Source organism: Streptomyces sp. NPDC001858 (genome assembly GCF_053594615.1).
In genome coordinates this window covers 239,934-252,486 of record NZ_JBSFEV010000002.1, presented here as the reverse complement: position 1 = coordinate 252,486, position 12,553 = coordinate 239,934, and the positions used below count along the sequence as shown (strand labels likewise).

13 protein-coding genes and 1 tRNA gene are annotated in these 12,553 nt (G+C 72.1%); 10 read left to right on the top strand and 4 right to left on the bottom strand.

What is annotated here, in order from left to right; translation table 11 throughout:
- The first annotated feature begins 144 nt into the window (after positions 1 to 144).
- From ACWCPF_RS03735 to ACWCPF_RS03725, 3 genes are all read left to right on the top strand, one after another.
- Positions 145 to 513: a hypothetical protein gene (locus ACWCPF_RS03735; protein WP_451043300.1), complete on the top strand. Its 369-nt coding sequence runs from the start codon at positions 145 to 147 to the stop codon at positions 511 to 513.
- Positions 514 to 646: 133 nt separating this feature from the next.
- The gene (locus tag ACWCPF_RS03730) at positions 647 to 1,234 is read left to right on the top strand and encodes a bifunctional DNA primase/polymerase (RefSeq protein ID WP_451043299.1); all 588 of its coding nucleotides are present in this window, start codon (positions 647 to 649) and stop codon (positions 1,232 to 1,234) included.
- Positions 1,225 to 1,298 (top strand) — tRNA-Lys (locus ACWCPF_RS03725). Before ACWCPF_RS03730 ends, ACWCPF_RS03725 begins: the two co-directional genes overlap by 10 nt.
- Before the next feature lie 70 nt (positions 1,299 to 1,368).
- On the opposite strand, the gene ACWCPF_RS03720 is transcribed toward ACWCPF_RS03725, so the two are convergent.
- Positions 1,369 to 2,685: a M6 family metalloprotease domain-containing protein gene (locus ACWCPF_RS03720; protein WP_451043486.1), complete on the bottom strand. Its 1,317-nt coding sequence runs from the start codon at positions 2,683 to 2,685 to the stop codon at positions 1,369 to 1,371.
- 323 nt (positions 2,686 to 3,008) lie between these two features.
- Here ACWCPF_RS03720 and ACWCPF_RS03715 point away from each other — a divergent pair, with 323 nt between their 5' ends.
- Positions 3,009 to 4,844, top strand: a complete 1,836-nt coding sequence (locus ACWCPF_RS03715) for a putative bifunctional diguanylate cyclase/phosphodiesterase (protein WP_451043298.1) — start codon at positions 3,009 to 3,011, stop codon at positions 4,842 to 4,844.
- On the opposite strand, the gene ACWCPF_RS03710 is transcribed toward ACWCPF_RS03715, so the two are convergent.
- From ACWCPF_RS03710 to ACWCPF_RS03700, 3 genes are all read right to left on the bottom strand, one after another.
- On the bottom strand, positions 4,823 to 5,998 hold the full coding sequence (locus ACWCPF_RS03710) for an LLM class flavin-dependent oxidoreductase (RefSeq protein ID WP_451043297.1): 1,176 nt from the start codon (positions 5,996 to 5,998) through the stop codon (positions 4,823 to 4,825). The genes ACWCPF_RS03715 and ACWCPF_RS03710 overlap by 22 nt on opposite strands.
- Before the next feature lie 62 nt (positions 5,999 to 6,060).
- On the bottom strand, positions 6,061 to 6,549 hold the full coding sequence (locus ACWCPF_RS03705; RefSeq protein ID WP_451043296.1) for a hypothetical protein: 489 nt from the start codon (positions 6,547 to 6,549) through the stop codon (positions 6,061 to 6,063).
- Positions 6,550 to 6,574: 25 nt separating this feature from the next.
- Entirely contained in the window at positions 6,575 to 7,273 is a 699-nt protein-coding gene (locus ACWCPF_RS03700) for an aspartate racemase/maleate isomerase family protein (RefSeq protein WP_451043295.1), read from the bottom strand.
- A gap of 213 nt (positions 7,274 to 7,486) precedes the next feature.
- Between ACWCPF_RS03700 and ACWCPF_RS03695 the strand changes: the two genes are divergently transcribed.
- The 6 genes from ACWCPF_RS03695 (at position 7,487) to ACWCPF_RS03670 (ending at position 12,501) form a co-directional block, all read left to right on the top strand.
- The gene (locus ACWCPF_RS03695; protein ID WP_451043294.1) at positions 7,487 to 8,437 is read left to right on the top strand and encodes a D-2-hydroxyacid dehydrogenase; all 951 of its coding nucleotides are present in this window, start codon (positions 7,487 to 7,489) and stop codon (positions 8,435 to 8,437) included.
- A gap of 139 nt (positions 8,438 to 8,576) precedes the next feature.
- Positions 8,577 to 9,482, top strand: a complete 906-nt coding sequence (ehuB, locus tag ACWCPF_RS03690) for an ectoine/hydroxyectoine ABC transporter substrate-binding protein EhuB (protein ID WP_451043293.1) — start codon at positions 8,577 to 8,579, stop codon at positions 9,480 to 9,482.
- Entirely contained in the window at positions 9,479 to 10,123 is a 645-nt protein-coding gene (gene ehuC / locus ACWCPF_RS03685) for an ectoine/hydroxyectoine ABC transporter permease subunit EhuC (RefSeq protein WP_451043292.1), read from the top strand. The genes ehuB and ehuC overlap by 4 nt, the downstream gene beginning before the upstream one ends.
- Entirely contained in the window at positions 10,120 to 10,770 is a 651-nt protein-coding gene (gene ehuD, locus ACWCPF_RS03680) for an ectoine/hydroxyectoine ABC transporter permease subunit EhuD (protein WP_451043291.1), read from the top strand. Before ehuC ends, ehuD begins: the two co-directional genes overlap by 4 nt.
- Before the next feature lie 10 nt (positions 10,771 to 10,780).
- Positions 10,781 to 11,536 (top strand): ectoine/hydroxyectoine ABC transporter ATP-binding protein EhuA, encoded by a 756-nt coding sequence (gene ehuA / locus ACWCPF_RS03675; RefSeq protein ID WP_451043485.1) that lies wholly within the window; start codon positions 10,781 to 10,783, stop codon positions 11,534 to 11,536.
- A 206-nt stretch (positions 11,537 to 11,742) separates the two neighbouring features.
- Entirely contained in the window at positions 11,743 to 12,501 is a 759-nt protein-coding gene (locus ACWCPF_RS03670; RefSeq protein WP_451043290.1) for an IclR family transcriptional regulator, read from the top strand.
- The last annotated feature ends 52 nt before the right edge of the window (positions 12,502 to 12,553 follow it).

Here is a 12,553-nt window from a genome sequence, read left to right as displayed (position 1 = left end):
GGGCCGACCGCGACGCCGCCCCCTCGCCGAGCGGGAACATCGGGGCGTTCGGGGGGCTTGAGGGTTCGGGGCCGAGTGCCTCTTGCGCCACCGGGGGACAATGGAAGGTGGTCCGCATCCGAACCCGCACGAGGAGGACAAGACATGGCGGAGCCCACGCCGCGTCGGAACGAACCGCGGCTACGCCCCGCGCCCCTGCTCTTCGAGCCCGCGGAGGCAGCCGGTGACCCGGAGCACTTCTTCGACCTGGAGTCGATAGACGATCCGGGGGCGCTGCTGACCCGCGCGACGGAGCTGACGCTCGCGTTCCGCGCGGCGGCCGACCGCGCGACGGAGTTCCAGGCCATGGCGGCCGCCCAGCTCGCCGATCCGCGCCGCTTCGACCGGCTGACGGCCGCCGACATCGCCGAGCGCGCCGAGTGGACCGAGGACTACGCGAAGAAGATGGTCGAGTTCGGCCGCGATCTGCTGCGGGGCGACGCCGAGGGACGGGGGCACGTCGACCCCGTCTAGAGCCTGGCGCAGCGGCCCCGGGCGGCAGGTGTGGCATATGCCGGGTGGGCAAGATACTCCGTCCCTCCCGGCCCCGTCCCCGTTTCTCGCAACCCTGTGAATTCACCCGGTCACCTCCGGTAGACCTGTGGACATGAGCCGCGCATACGACGAACCCATCGGCGTCACCCCGGACGGCGCCGCCTGGCTGGCCTCCGCCGGAACGTATCCGCGCAGCACGCTCGCTCTCTGGGAGGAGCGGCCGCAGGCCCCGGTGGTCCTGCCCTGCGGCGCGGTCTTCGACATCGTCAGTGCGCCGGCGATGTTCGGCCGGCTGATGCTCGACCGGCTCTGGGGCGACGGGCCGGGCTCCGGGCCGGTGGCCGCGTTCCGTGCGCGGACGCTGCTGTTCGCGGCGCCGGGCACGGCCCAGCGGCTGCCCTCGCTGCTGGAGTGGGAGGAGTGGAGCGCCGACGGCCGCCGGGACGGCCGTACCGCGAGCGTGCCGCCGCTGCTGTGCCACGGCACCGGCGACGCCGTCACGGTGCCCGCGCTGAGCCCGGCCGGAGCAGGTTCCGCGACCCGCTGGATGGTCGCCCCGGACACCCGTCATCCCTGGCTTCCGGGGCCGGAGATCCTGCTCTGGGCGGCCGTCCGGGCGGCCCGCGCGGCCGTGCGGATATCGATTTTTCCTCCCGCCGATCAGGATGCTAAGGTCTACGACGTCAGCAGGCGCCGCTAGCTCAGTTGGTTAGAGCAGCTGACTCTTAATCAGCGGGTCCGGGGTTCGAGTCCCTGGCGGCGCACCGACAGCAAAGGCCCCTCGCGAAAGCGAGGGGCCTTCTGCATGCCGCCGTCATGCCGTTCGGAACGCCGTCACAGCTGGGTGCCCGGGGTGATCTTCACCGTCCATTCGCCCGAGGCCGTGCGGCCCTCGACGTCCACCCGGACGCCGTTGTCCGGCACGGTGAAGTGCTCGCCGAGGGCGACCGGGGCGTCCGCGAGGGGCGGGTAGACGGAGTTCTCCCAGCAGGCCTCGGTGTGCGGGTGGGCGTCGACGACCTCGACCGGGCCGCGGCCGGACCGGGCGTCGCTGCTGACGCGGTAGACGAGGATGCCGGCGCGGCAGGCATCCCGGTCGACGCCCACCGGGCCGCGGGCCTCGAAGGCGAGCACGCTGTCGGTGCCGGTGCGCACCACCGCGAGTTTGGCGCCGCCGCCGAGGCCGAAGGCCGGCGCTCCGGAGGCGCGGGCGACCGGCACGTCCGGTCCGGCGGCCAGCGGTTCCAGGGTGAGCCGGGTCGGGCCGGGGCCCCGTACGCACACCACCTGGCGTGGTTCCAGCCAGCCCAGCTTCCACTTGTGCCAGGCGAACAGCTCCGGGGCGAGGCCGAACTGGCTGCCCATCAGGTCCCAGTCGCCGACATAGGTGTCCCAGTCGCCCTTGCCGTCGGCGGGGCGGTGGTAGAGGTCGGGCAGGTCGAAGACATGGCCGGTCTCGTGGGCGAGGACCAGCCGGTCCGGGGGGTGCTGCTCGAACACGGTGACGACCCGGCGGATGTCCGTGCCGTCGGCGCGCAGCGGGGTTTCGAGGTTGACGACCTTCGTGGCGTCCGAGTCGACGCCGGGCGCGTCCGGGTCGGCCACGAAGTAGACGAGGTCGTAGCGGGAGAAGTCGACGTGCGGGTCGGCGGCGGCCAGCGCGTCGTGCAGATAGGCGGCCCGGCCCTCGGGGCTCCAGTCGCGCTGTATGGCGTAGCCGGTGGACGGCTTCGGCATGGGGATCCAGTGCTTCAGCGGATGCGGGCGCAGGGTGAACCTGCCGTAGGACGCCTCCCGGAAGAAGCGGCTGGTGGCCGGGAAGTGGTCGGCGGTCAGTTCGGCGGGGGTGGTCATGGGGGCCCGGTCCGGGAAGGACAGGAAGACCATGACGGCGTCGAGGGAGCGACTCGGGCGGGGATAGGCGGTGTTCCAGGTGTCCACGCCCTCCGAGTGGTGGGCGGCGGTGCGGGTCAGGGCGCAGGGCGCGGTGGAGTAGGGGTCCGCGGCGGAGGGGCCGCTGACCAGGGAGTTCGCGGCGAACGCGGAGAGGGTGGTGAACAGGGCCGCGGTACTGCGCAGTCGAGGGCGCTGCAGCAGTCGCCAGGGCTGCGCCGCTCGCAGGGGGCGCGGCAGTCGCAGGAGTCGCGGCAGTCGCGGCACAGGGACCTCCGGGGCGGTTCACGGGACACCGCCACCCAGCCTGTGTGAATTTGTACTACTACGCCCTGTTTGTCTGCCCCAGACGAGTGAGGCGGTCGAAAGCGGGCATCACCTCGACACCCCCGGAATTCTCACGGAACGTCACAAGCGGTCGCCCGGCCGCAGAACCGGGCCAGGTGCGGGCAGAAACGATCTGTCAGAACAGTGGGTTGTTCCGGGACACTGGGCAGTGGCTGCGCGGATCCTGGGGCAGCCTCTATGATCGGCAGACTTTCCTGCACGGACAGAGATCGAGTGCACTGCGGGAGCGAGCGGTGAGCGGAACGTCCGAAGGGCCGACGCCCGCGGCAGACCTCGACTGGTCAGCCGTCACAGAGAGTGACATCGACAGTACGGACAGCGGGCCACCGGCCTACCGCTCCGTCTTCGCGGCAGCGCCCCTGGCCATGGCGGTGGTCGACCGCCAGGGGCTCGTCGTCGACGCCAACGAAGCGCTCGGCGCGCTGCTCGGCGGCGGGGCGACCGGCCTGGTCGGGCGGGTCGCCTCCGATCTGCTGGACCTGGCGTCCGACGCCCGGACCTGGCACGCCTACCGCGAGGTGCTGCGCGGCCGGCAGGCGAAGCTGCGCTGCACGCGGCGGCTGAAGCAGCCCGACGGGCGCTCGCTGTGGGCGCAGGTCACCGTCTCGCCGCTGGACGCGGACCCGCCCGGGGTGCTGCTGTCCGTAGCCGACGTCAGCGCCCACCGCGACCTCCAGGCGCGGCTGCGGCACCTCCAGATGCACGATCCGGTGACCCGGCTGCCCAACCGCACCCTGTTCTTCGAGCGGGTGTCGGCCGCGCTGGAGGCGGAGGCGTACGAGCAGAGCGGGACCGGCCGGATCGGCCTTTGCTATCTGGACCTGGACGGCTTCAAGGCGGTCAACGACACCCTCGGTCACCGGGTGGGCGACCGGTTGCTGGCCGCCGTCGCCGAGCGGCTCACCGAGTGCGCCGAGGAGGCCGGGCGGACCCGGCCGAGTGTGCCGCTGGTGGCCCGGCTCGGCGGGGACGAGTTCGCGCTGCTGGTCGAGGACTCCACCGGCACCGAACAGCTCGCCGACCTCGCCGAGTCCGTGCTCAAGGCGCTCCAGGCCCCCTTCGACCTGGCCGGACACCGGCTGAACGTGTCGGCGTCGATCGGCGTCGTGGAGCGGCACGCGGCCGGCACCACCGCGACCGGTCTGATGCAGGCCGCCGACACCACGCTGTACTGGGCGAAGACGGACGGCAAGGACCGCTGGACCCTGTTCGACCCCGAGCGCAACGCCCATCTGATGACCCGGCAGGCGCTGGCGTCCACGCTCCGGCCCGCCATCGAGCGCGGCGAGTTCCGGCTCGACTACCAGCCGCTGGTCGGGATGTCGGACGGCCGGCTGCGCGGGGTGGAGGCGCTGGTGCGCTGGGACCACCCCCGGTTCGGGCTGCTGCCGCCGAATCGGTTCGTCGCGCTGGCCGAGGAGGACGGCTCGATCGTGCCGCTCGGACGATGGGTTCTGGCCACCGCCTGCCGGCAGGCCCGCCGGTGGCAGCTGGACAACCCCGACGAGCCGCCGCTGTTCGTCAGCGTCAACGTGGCGGTCCGTCAGGTGTGGGACTCGGACCTGGTGACGGACGTGGCGGAGATCCTCGCCGAGACCGGGCTCGCGCCGCGTCTGCTCCAGCTGGAGCTGACCGAGTCCGCGGTGATGGGCTCGGCGGGACGGCCGTTGCAGGCGTTGCAGGCCCTCAGCGACATGGGCGTGGGCATCGCCATCGACGACTTCGGAACCGGTTACTCCAACCTCGCCTACCTGAGCCGGCTGCCGGTCTCGGTGCTGAAACTGGACGGGTCCTTCGTGCGGGGCTTCCAGTACGAGGGGCAGGGCTCCCCGCCGAACCCGGCGGACCAGGTCGTCGTCGAGGCGATGATCGACCTCGCCCATCGGCTCGGGCTGACCGTCACCGCCGAGTGCGTGGAGACCTCCGCGCAGGCGACCCGGCTGCGCAGCATCGGCTGCGACACCGGGCAGGGGTGGCTGTACTCCCGTCCGGTGTCGCCGGATCGCATCTCCGAGCTGCTGGGCACCGAGTCGCACGGCACCGAGTCCTACGCGGTCGGCAACCCGTAGGCGTCCGCGACCAGTTCGTAGGAGCGCAGCCGCAGTTCGCCGCGGTGTGCGTGGCTGGTGAGCATCAACTCGTCTGCGCCGGTGCGCTTGTGGAGGTCGTCGAGGCCGGTACGGACCTCGTCGGCCGTGCCGTGGATGATGTTCGCGGTCCAGGAGTCGACGAACTCCCGCTCCAGCGGGCTGAATTCATGGGCCTCCGCCTCCTCGGGGGCGGGGAACAGGCCGGGGCGGCCGCTGCGCAGCCGGACCATGTTGAGGCCGGTGGCCAGGATCTGCCGGCGGGCCTCGCGCTCGTCGTCGGTGGCGAGCACCGAGACGCCGATCAGCGCGTACGGCTCGGCGAGCGTCTCGGACGGCCGGAAGGACTCCCGGTAGAGGTCGAGCGCCGGGACGGTGTTCTGCGCGGAGAAGTGGTGCGCGAAGGCGAAGGGCAGCCCGAGCAGTCCGGCGAGGCGGGCGCTGAAGCCGGAGGAGCCGAGCAGCCAGATCGGCGGCCGGTGCGCCGACTGCACCCCGCCGGGGGAGGCGCCCTGGATCGGGCCCGGGATCGCGTGGATCCGGCGGTAGCGGTGGCCGTCGGGGAAGTCGTCGTCCAGGAAGCGGGTGAGCTCGGCGAGTTGCTCGGGGAAGTCGTCCGCGCCCTCGTTGAGGGTGGCGGTCCGGCGCAGGGCCGCGGCCGTCGCCCCGTCGGTGCCCGGGGCGCGGCCGAGGCCGAGGTCGACGCGGTGCGGGGCGAGCGCCTCCAGGGTGCCGAACTGTTCGGCGATGACGAGGGGCGCGTGGTTGGGCAGCATCACGCCGCCCGAGCCGAGCCGGATGCGGTCGGTGTGGGCGGCGAGGTGGGCGAGGATCACGGCGGGCGAGGAGGAGGCGACGCCCGGCATCGAGTGGTGCTCGGCGACCCAGTACCGGTGAAAGCCGCGTGACTCGGCGAACCGCGCGAGGTCGACGCTGGTGCGCAGAGCGTCGGCGGCGGTGCTCCCGGACCCGACGGTGACCAGATCCAGCACGGAGAGGGGGGCCGGGGCGGTGCCGTGCACGGTCCCGCGAATCCCGTCCTGCGCCGCAGCCGCCGTCACCGCCGTCGCCGTCGTCCCGGTCCCGCCCTGCTCCGCCGCCGTCGCGCCGTCTGCCGCCGTCTCGTCTGCCGCCACGGGGGTCCTCCTGTTGTCGGCCGGATGCTGTCCTCCGGGCGCTAACAGGAGGGGGTCCCCGTTTATTCCGGAGAGCCCGAGGAGACGACGAATCCCTCGCCGCCGTAGACGGACTCGTAGTGGATGTCGATCACCACGCGGTTCCGGATGCGGTCGTGGAAGCGGCCGAGGCTGTCGGGGTCGTCCGAGTCGAAGCGGACCAGGAACGTGTCCTGCCCGACCAGGACGACGGAGCCCCGCCGGAGCGAGTACTTCTGAATCCGGTCGTCGTCATCGAACATCAGGTTCCAGGCCCCGCGGTCCCATTGACCGACGACCACGCCGTCCCAGCGCACCACGGTGTCCGTGACGACGGCGGGGCCCAGTCCCGCGTTGACCACCTGGAACCCGGTGTGGCCCGCCAGGCGGTTGCGGATGCGCCGTATCTGCAGAATCGGCCGGAGCGACTGCCGGTTGTGCACACGGATCGCCCTGCTCTGGCTGTAGCCGACCCACAGCGAACCCAGCGCGACGACCGTCGCCGCGACGGCTATGACCGTTTCCGCCTGCATGTGCCCCCGTCCCCGTCCCTGCGCGTCACACCTGCACGATCGGCTCCCGGGTGAACAGGATGCCCAGCTCCGGGGCGTTCACCCTTCGGCCGGTGAGGCGCAGGGCCTCCCAGACTGCTGTCTGGTTGGCGGTGAGGAGGGGTTTGGCGAGTGCCCTTTCCAGGGCCGGGAGGTGGGCGGCCGTGTGCAGGGCCGCGTCGGGCAGGAGGATCGCCTGGGCGTCCGGGGAGTCGGCCGCCCGGGCCAGGGCCAGGAGCTCCGCCTCGCCCCACGCTCCCGCCTCGGCCGCCGTGGCGAGGCCGGCGCTGTGGACGCCGGTCACTTCCAGGCCGCCCGCGGCCAGGAAGTCGGCGAACAGGGCGGCCACGTCCTGCGGGTAGGTCGCCCCGACCGCGACCCGGACGGAGCCGAGTTCGCGGGCCGCGTGCACGAAGGCCAGGGAGGTGGAGGAGGCCGGCATCCCGGCGGCCGTGGCCAGGGCGCGCACGTGCTGCTGGGCCGCCTCCCAGCCGTGCACGAAGCTGCCGCCGGCGCAGGCCCACACGATCGCCTCCGCGCCCCCGAGCCGCAGCTGCTCGACGCCCTTCGCCAACCGCTCCGGCGCGTCCTCGCCGATGTCCGTGTGGACGAGATCCAGCCGGACGTCGCTGCCCAGGAGCTGTTCGATGCGGGGGTAGTCGTCCGCGGCCGAGTGGCCCGGGTAGAGGAAACCGAGTGCGGTCATGTCCAGCCTTCCTGCTGCTGCTCTTCTCAAGGTCCCACCGCCCGGGTACCCAGTCGGCGCGGCGTCGCCCACCCGGTCACCTGGTTGGCCGAGACGACCAGGGCAACGAGCGCGGGGCGCAGCCGTGTTGACGGCCGCGGGTTCGGGTGCGAACGTGGTCAATCCGCGCACGTCAGGCACATGGTCACCTGGTCACCAGCGAAGGGCCCCCGGATGGCCGACGTCCCCACGCTCCTCGTCCTCGACGCCGAGCCCCTCCCCCGGCTCGGGCGGCTCACCGGGCAGGTCCGGGTGCTGCACACCGACGAGGCCTCGCTGCCCGCGCGGCTCCCGCAGGCGGACGTCCTGCTGGTCTGGGACGTCACCTCGCACGCGGTGCGCGCCGCCTGGCCCGGCGAGGGGCCCCGGCCGCGCTGGGTGCACATCGCGAGCGCGGGCGTGGACCGGCTGATGTGCCCCGAGCTCACCGCCTCGGACACCGTGGTGACCAACGCGCGCGGGATCTTCGAAGAGCCGGTCGCCGAGTACGTCGCCGCGCTGGTCCTGGCGCTGGCCAAGGACCTGCCGCGCACCGTGGAGCTGCAGCGGCGGGGCGAGTGGCGGCACCGGGAGAGCCGGCGGGTGGCCGGGACCCGGGCCGTGGTCGTCGGGTCGGGGCCGGTCGGGCGGGCGATCACCCGCACGCTGAAGGCGCTCGGCATGACGACCGCGATCGTCGGCCGGGTCCCGCGCACCGGCATCCACGGCCCCGAGGACCTGGACCGGCTCCTCGCCCGCGCCGACTGGGTGATCGCGGCCGCCCCGCTCACCGAGCGGACGACCGACCTGTTCGACCTGCGCCGGTTCGGCGTGATGCAGCCGTCCGCCCGGTTCGTGAACGTCGGCCACGGGCGACTGGTCGTCGAGGACGCGCTGGTGCGGGCGCTGGAGCGGCGCTGGATCGCGGGCGCGGCGCTGGACGTCCTCGCCACCGAGCCCCTCGCCCCCGACAGCCCGCTGTGGCAGGTCCCGGAGCTGCTGATCTCGCCGCGCATGAGCGGCGACACGGTCGGCCGGCGGGACGAGCTCGGCGCGCAGTTCGTGGAGCTGTTCGAGCGGTGGGCGGCGGGCCGGCCGCTGAAGAACGTGGTCGACAAGCAGCGCGGGTACGTGCCCGGCCACTGACGGTGACAGTGGCGGGGGCAGTTGCCGTGGCGGTGGCGGTGGCGGCGACACTGGCGGTTGCGGTGACACCGGCGGTCCCCACACTCCCCTCACACGACGCACCCGCATAACGCGGATGGACCCGGGTAGCCGCGCGGCCATGGCTCCACCGAACAGACAACCCAGAAATCAGGACGATCCAACCCGCGGGTCGCTGCTCGCGGGGGTGGCGGCGGTCGGCGCGCTGGGGGCCGCGGGCTGTTCGCGCGTGGCCACCGCGTCCACCACCGACGGCGGCGACCTGCTCGACCGGCTCCGGGCCGCGGGGGTCGTACGCCTCGGGATCGCGGGGGAGATCCCCTTCGGCTACATCGACAGGGACGGGCAGCTCACCGGTGAGGCGCCCGAGCTGGCGAAGGCGGTCTTCCAGCGGCTCGGGGTGGACCGGGTGCAGCCCGTGCCCACCGAGTTCGGCTCGCTGATACCCGGACTGAACTCGCAGCAGTTCGACGTCGTGGCCGCCGGGATGTACGTCACCCCCGAGCGCTGCGCGCAGGTCCTGTTCGCCGACCCGGACTACCAGATGCTCGACGCGTTCGTCGTGCGCAAGGGCGACCCCAAGGGGCTGCGCACCTACCAGGACGTGGTCGCGAAGAAGGCGAGGTTCGCCACCGGCACCGGGTACGCGCAGATCGAGCACGCCGTGGCGGCGGGCTACAAGGAGAGCGACATCCTGATCGTGCCCGACCAGGTCGCCGGCCTGAACGCCGTGGAGGCCGGGCGGGTCGATGTGTTCGCCGGTACGGCCGTCACCACCCGGGACGTGGTGAAGAAGTCCCGCAAGGCGGAGGCGACCGAGCCCTTCGCGCCCGTCGTGGACGGCGAGCCGGCCGTCGACGGGGGCGCCTTCGCCTTCCGGCTCACCGAGACCCGGCTGCGGGACGCCTTCAACGCCGAGCTGCACAAGCTGAAGAAGAGCGGGGAACTGCTGCGGATCCTGCGGCCCTTCGGGTTCACCCGGGCCGAGCTGACCGACCTGACCGCGAAGGAGCTCTGCGGCCGATGACCCCGGGACTCTGGGAACTCCTCCTCGACGGGCTCTGGACGACCGTCCAACTGCTGGTGCTCAGCGCCCTGTTGGGGGCCGCCGTGGCCTTCGTCGTCGGGATCGCGCGCACGCACCGGCGGTGGGCCGTCCGCTTCCTCGCGGGCTGCTACACCGAGGTGTTCCGCGGGACCTCGGCGCTCGTGATGATCTTCTGGGTGTACTTCGTGCTGCCGCCCGCCTTCGGCTGGCAGCTGGTGCCGATGTGGGCGGGCACGCTCGCGCTGGGGCTGACGTACGGCGCGTACGGCGCGGAGATCGTGCGCGGCGCGCTGGGGGCCGTCGACGCGGCGCAGCGGGAGGGCGGGATCGCGCTCGGGTTCACGCCCGGGCAGCGGATGCGCAAGATCCTGCTGCCGCAGGCGGTGCCGGAGATGATCCCGCCGTTCTGCAACCTCCTCGTCGAACTGCTCAAGGGCACCGCGCTGGTGTCCGTCATGGGCATGGGCGATCTGACCTTCAGCGGCAATCTGATCCGCCTCGCCCTTCAGGAGAGCGCGGAGGTCTACACGTATGTGCTGCTCGGCTATTTCCTGATCGCGTTCGTGCTGACGCGGGGGATGCGAGGGCTCGAGCGCCGGCTGAAGGCGGGTGTGCGATGAACTGGGACTGGAACGCCGTCCGCGACTTCATGCCTCTGTTCCGGGACGGGCTGCTCGTCACCCTCCAGGCGCTGGCCCTCGGCTCGCTGATCTCGTTCACGCTGGGTCTGGTGTGGGCGCTGCTGATGCGGGCGCCCACCCGCTGGGTGCAGTGGCCGGTGGGGATCGTGACCGAGTTCGTGCGGAACACCCCGCTGCTGGTGCAGCTGTTCTTCCTCTTCTATGTGCTGCCCGAATGGGGGCTGACGCTGTCGGCGATGACCACCGGGGTCGTCGCGATCGGGCTGCACTACTCGACGTACACGATGCAGGTCTACCGGGCCGGCATCGAGGCGGTGCCCGTCGGCCAGTGGGAGGCGGCGACCGCGCTGAACCTGCCGAGGGCGCGGACCTGGCGGGCGGTGATCCTGCCGCAGGCGGTCCGCCGGGTCGTTCCGGCGCTCGGCAACTACGTCATCGCGATGCTCAAGGACACGCCGCTGCTGATGGCGATCACCGTGCTGGAGCTGCTCGGCCGGGCCCGCCTGTTCTCCCAGGAGCACTTCCGGTTCACCGAGCCCCTCACGGTGATCGGCGTGGCCCTCATCGTCATCTCCTCTCTCGCCTCCCTCCTTCTGCGCACCCTGGAGCGACGCCTTGTCCGTTGACACCACACCCATCCTGACCAAGCAGCAGACCACCGAGCTGATCCGGCTGGAACAGGTCACCAAGCGGTTCGGGGACAACACCGTCCTCGACCGTCTCGACTTCTCCGTGCGGCCCGGCAGGCACGTCACCCTCATCGGGCCCTCCGGCTCCGGCAAGACCACGATCCTGCGGCTGCTGATGACCCTGACCGAGCCCGACGAGGGCACGATCACGGTCGACGGGCAGCAGTTGTTCCCGGCCCCCGAGAAGCAGGTCCGCGAGATCCGCAAGAAGATCGGGATGGTGTTCCAGCAGTTCAACCTGTTCCCGAACATGAGCGTGCTCAGAAACATCACCGAGGCCCCGGTGACCGTGCTCGGCCTGTCGGCGGACGAGGCGGAGGCGCGGGCGCGGGAGCTGCTGGACCTGGTGGGCCTGGCCGACAAGTGCGACGCGAAGCCGTCCCGGCTGTCGGGCGGGCAGCAGCAGCGGGTCGCGATCGCGCGGGCGCTGGCGATGCGACCGCAGGTGCTGCTGCTGGACGAGGTGACCTCGGCGCTGGACCCGGAGCTGGTCGCGGGCGTCCTGGACGTCCTGCGGGACATCGCCCGCAGCACGGACATCACGATGCTCTGCGTGACCCACGAGATGAACTTCGCCCGGGACATCTCCGACCAGGTCCTGATGTTCGACGCGGGCCGGGTCGTCGAGGCGGGCCCGCCGGAGCAGATCTTCGGCTCGCCGGAGCAGGAACGGACACGGGAATTCCTCAGCGCGGTGCTGTGAGGTGGCACGGAGGTGGCACGGCTGTCGGTAAGGCAACCGGTAACCGGTAACCGGTAACTTGCCTGTGGCATACGCCAATGGGTCAGTACCGCAGTTGGGCGAGCTGAAGCTGCAACACATTCTCGCCAACAACCCCTCCCTCCGGCCCCCTTGGCCGTTATCGTGGAAGGTGATTCGCTGCCGGAAAAGCGACCAGGGGGGAAACCGTGGCGCTGAAGCACGAGCCGACCGCGCCGTCCCACTCGACCCAGGAAGCACTGCGCGTCCTGGAGACGGTGGCGCGGCACTCCACCGGCGTCACCGACGCCGAACTCGCCCGCCGGACCGGCCTCGCCGGGGAGCGCCTGACCCCGCTGCTGCGCATGCTGCGCCGCGAGGGCTACGTCGAGCAGATCGCCGACGGCGCGTATGTCACCGGCGAAGCCCTGACCCGCCTGGGGTCCGCGCACCAGCGCGAGCAGGCCCTGCGCGACAAGCTCCAGCACACGCTCGACCGGCTCCGCGACTCCGTCGGCGCGGCCGTCTACATCAGCCGGTACGTGGACGGCGAGGTCACGATCACCCAGTACGCCGACGGCCCCGCCACGCCGTCCGTGAACGAGTGGGTCGACTTCCGCCACTCCGCCCACGCCACCGCGCTCGGCAAGAGCCTGCTCGGCCAGCTCGACCACAACGGCCGGCGCGACCACCTCTCCCGGCACAAGATGGCCCGGCTCACCTCGCGCACCATCACCAACGACAAGCTGCTGCTCTCCCGGCTGGAGTCCCAGCCGCCCACGGTCCCGGTGCTCGACCTCCAGGAGTACGCGATCGGCACGGTCTGCGCGGCCGTCCCGATCACCGCCGGCGCCACGGCGGGCTGCCTGGCCCTCTCCCTGCCCGTCGCCCACGCCCATCGACTGCGCCAGGCCGCCGAGACCCTGAACAGGAACGCGGCACCGGTCCTGCTGTCACTGGCGATCTAGGGCGGGCCGCCAGGCCTGCCGTAGGGCCTGTCGGCGAAGGGGCCGACAGGCG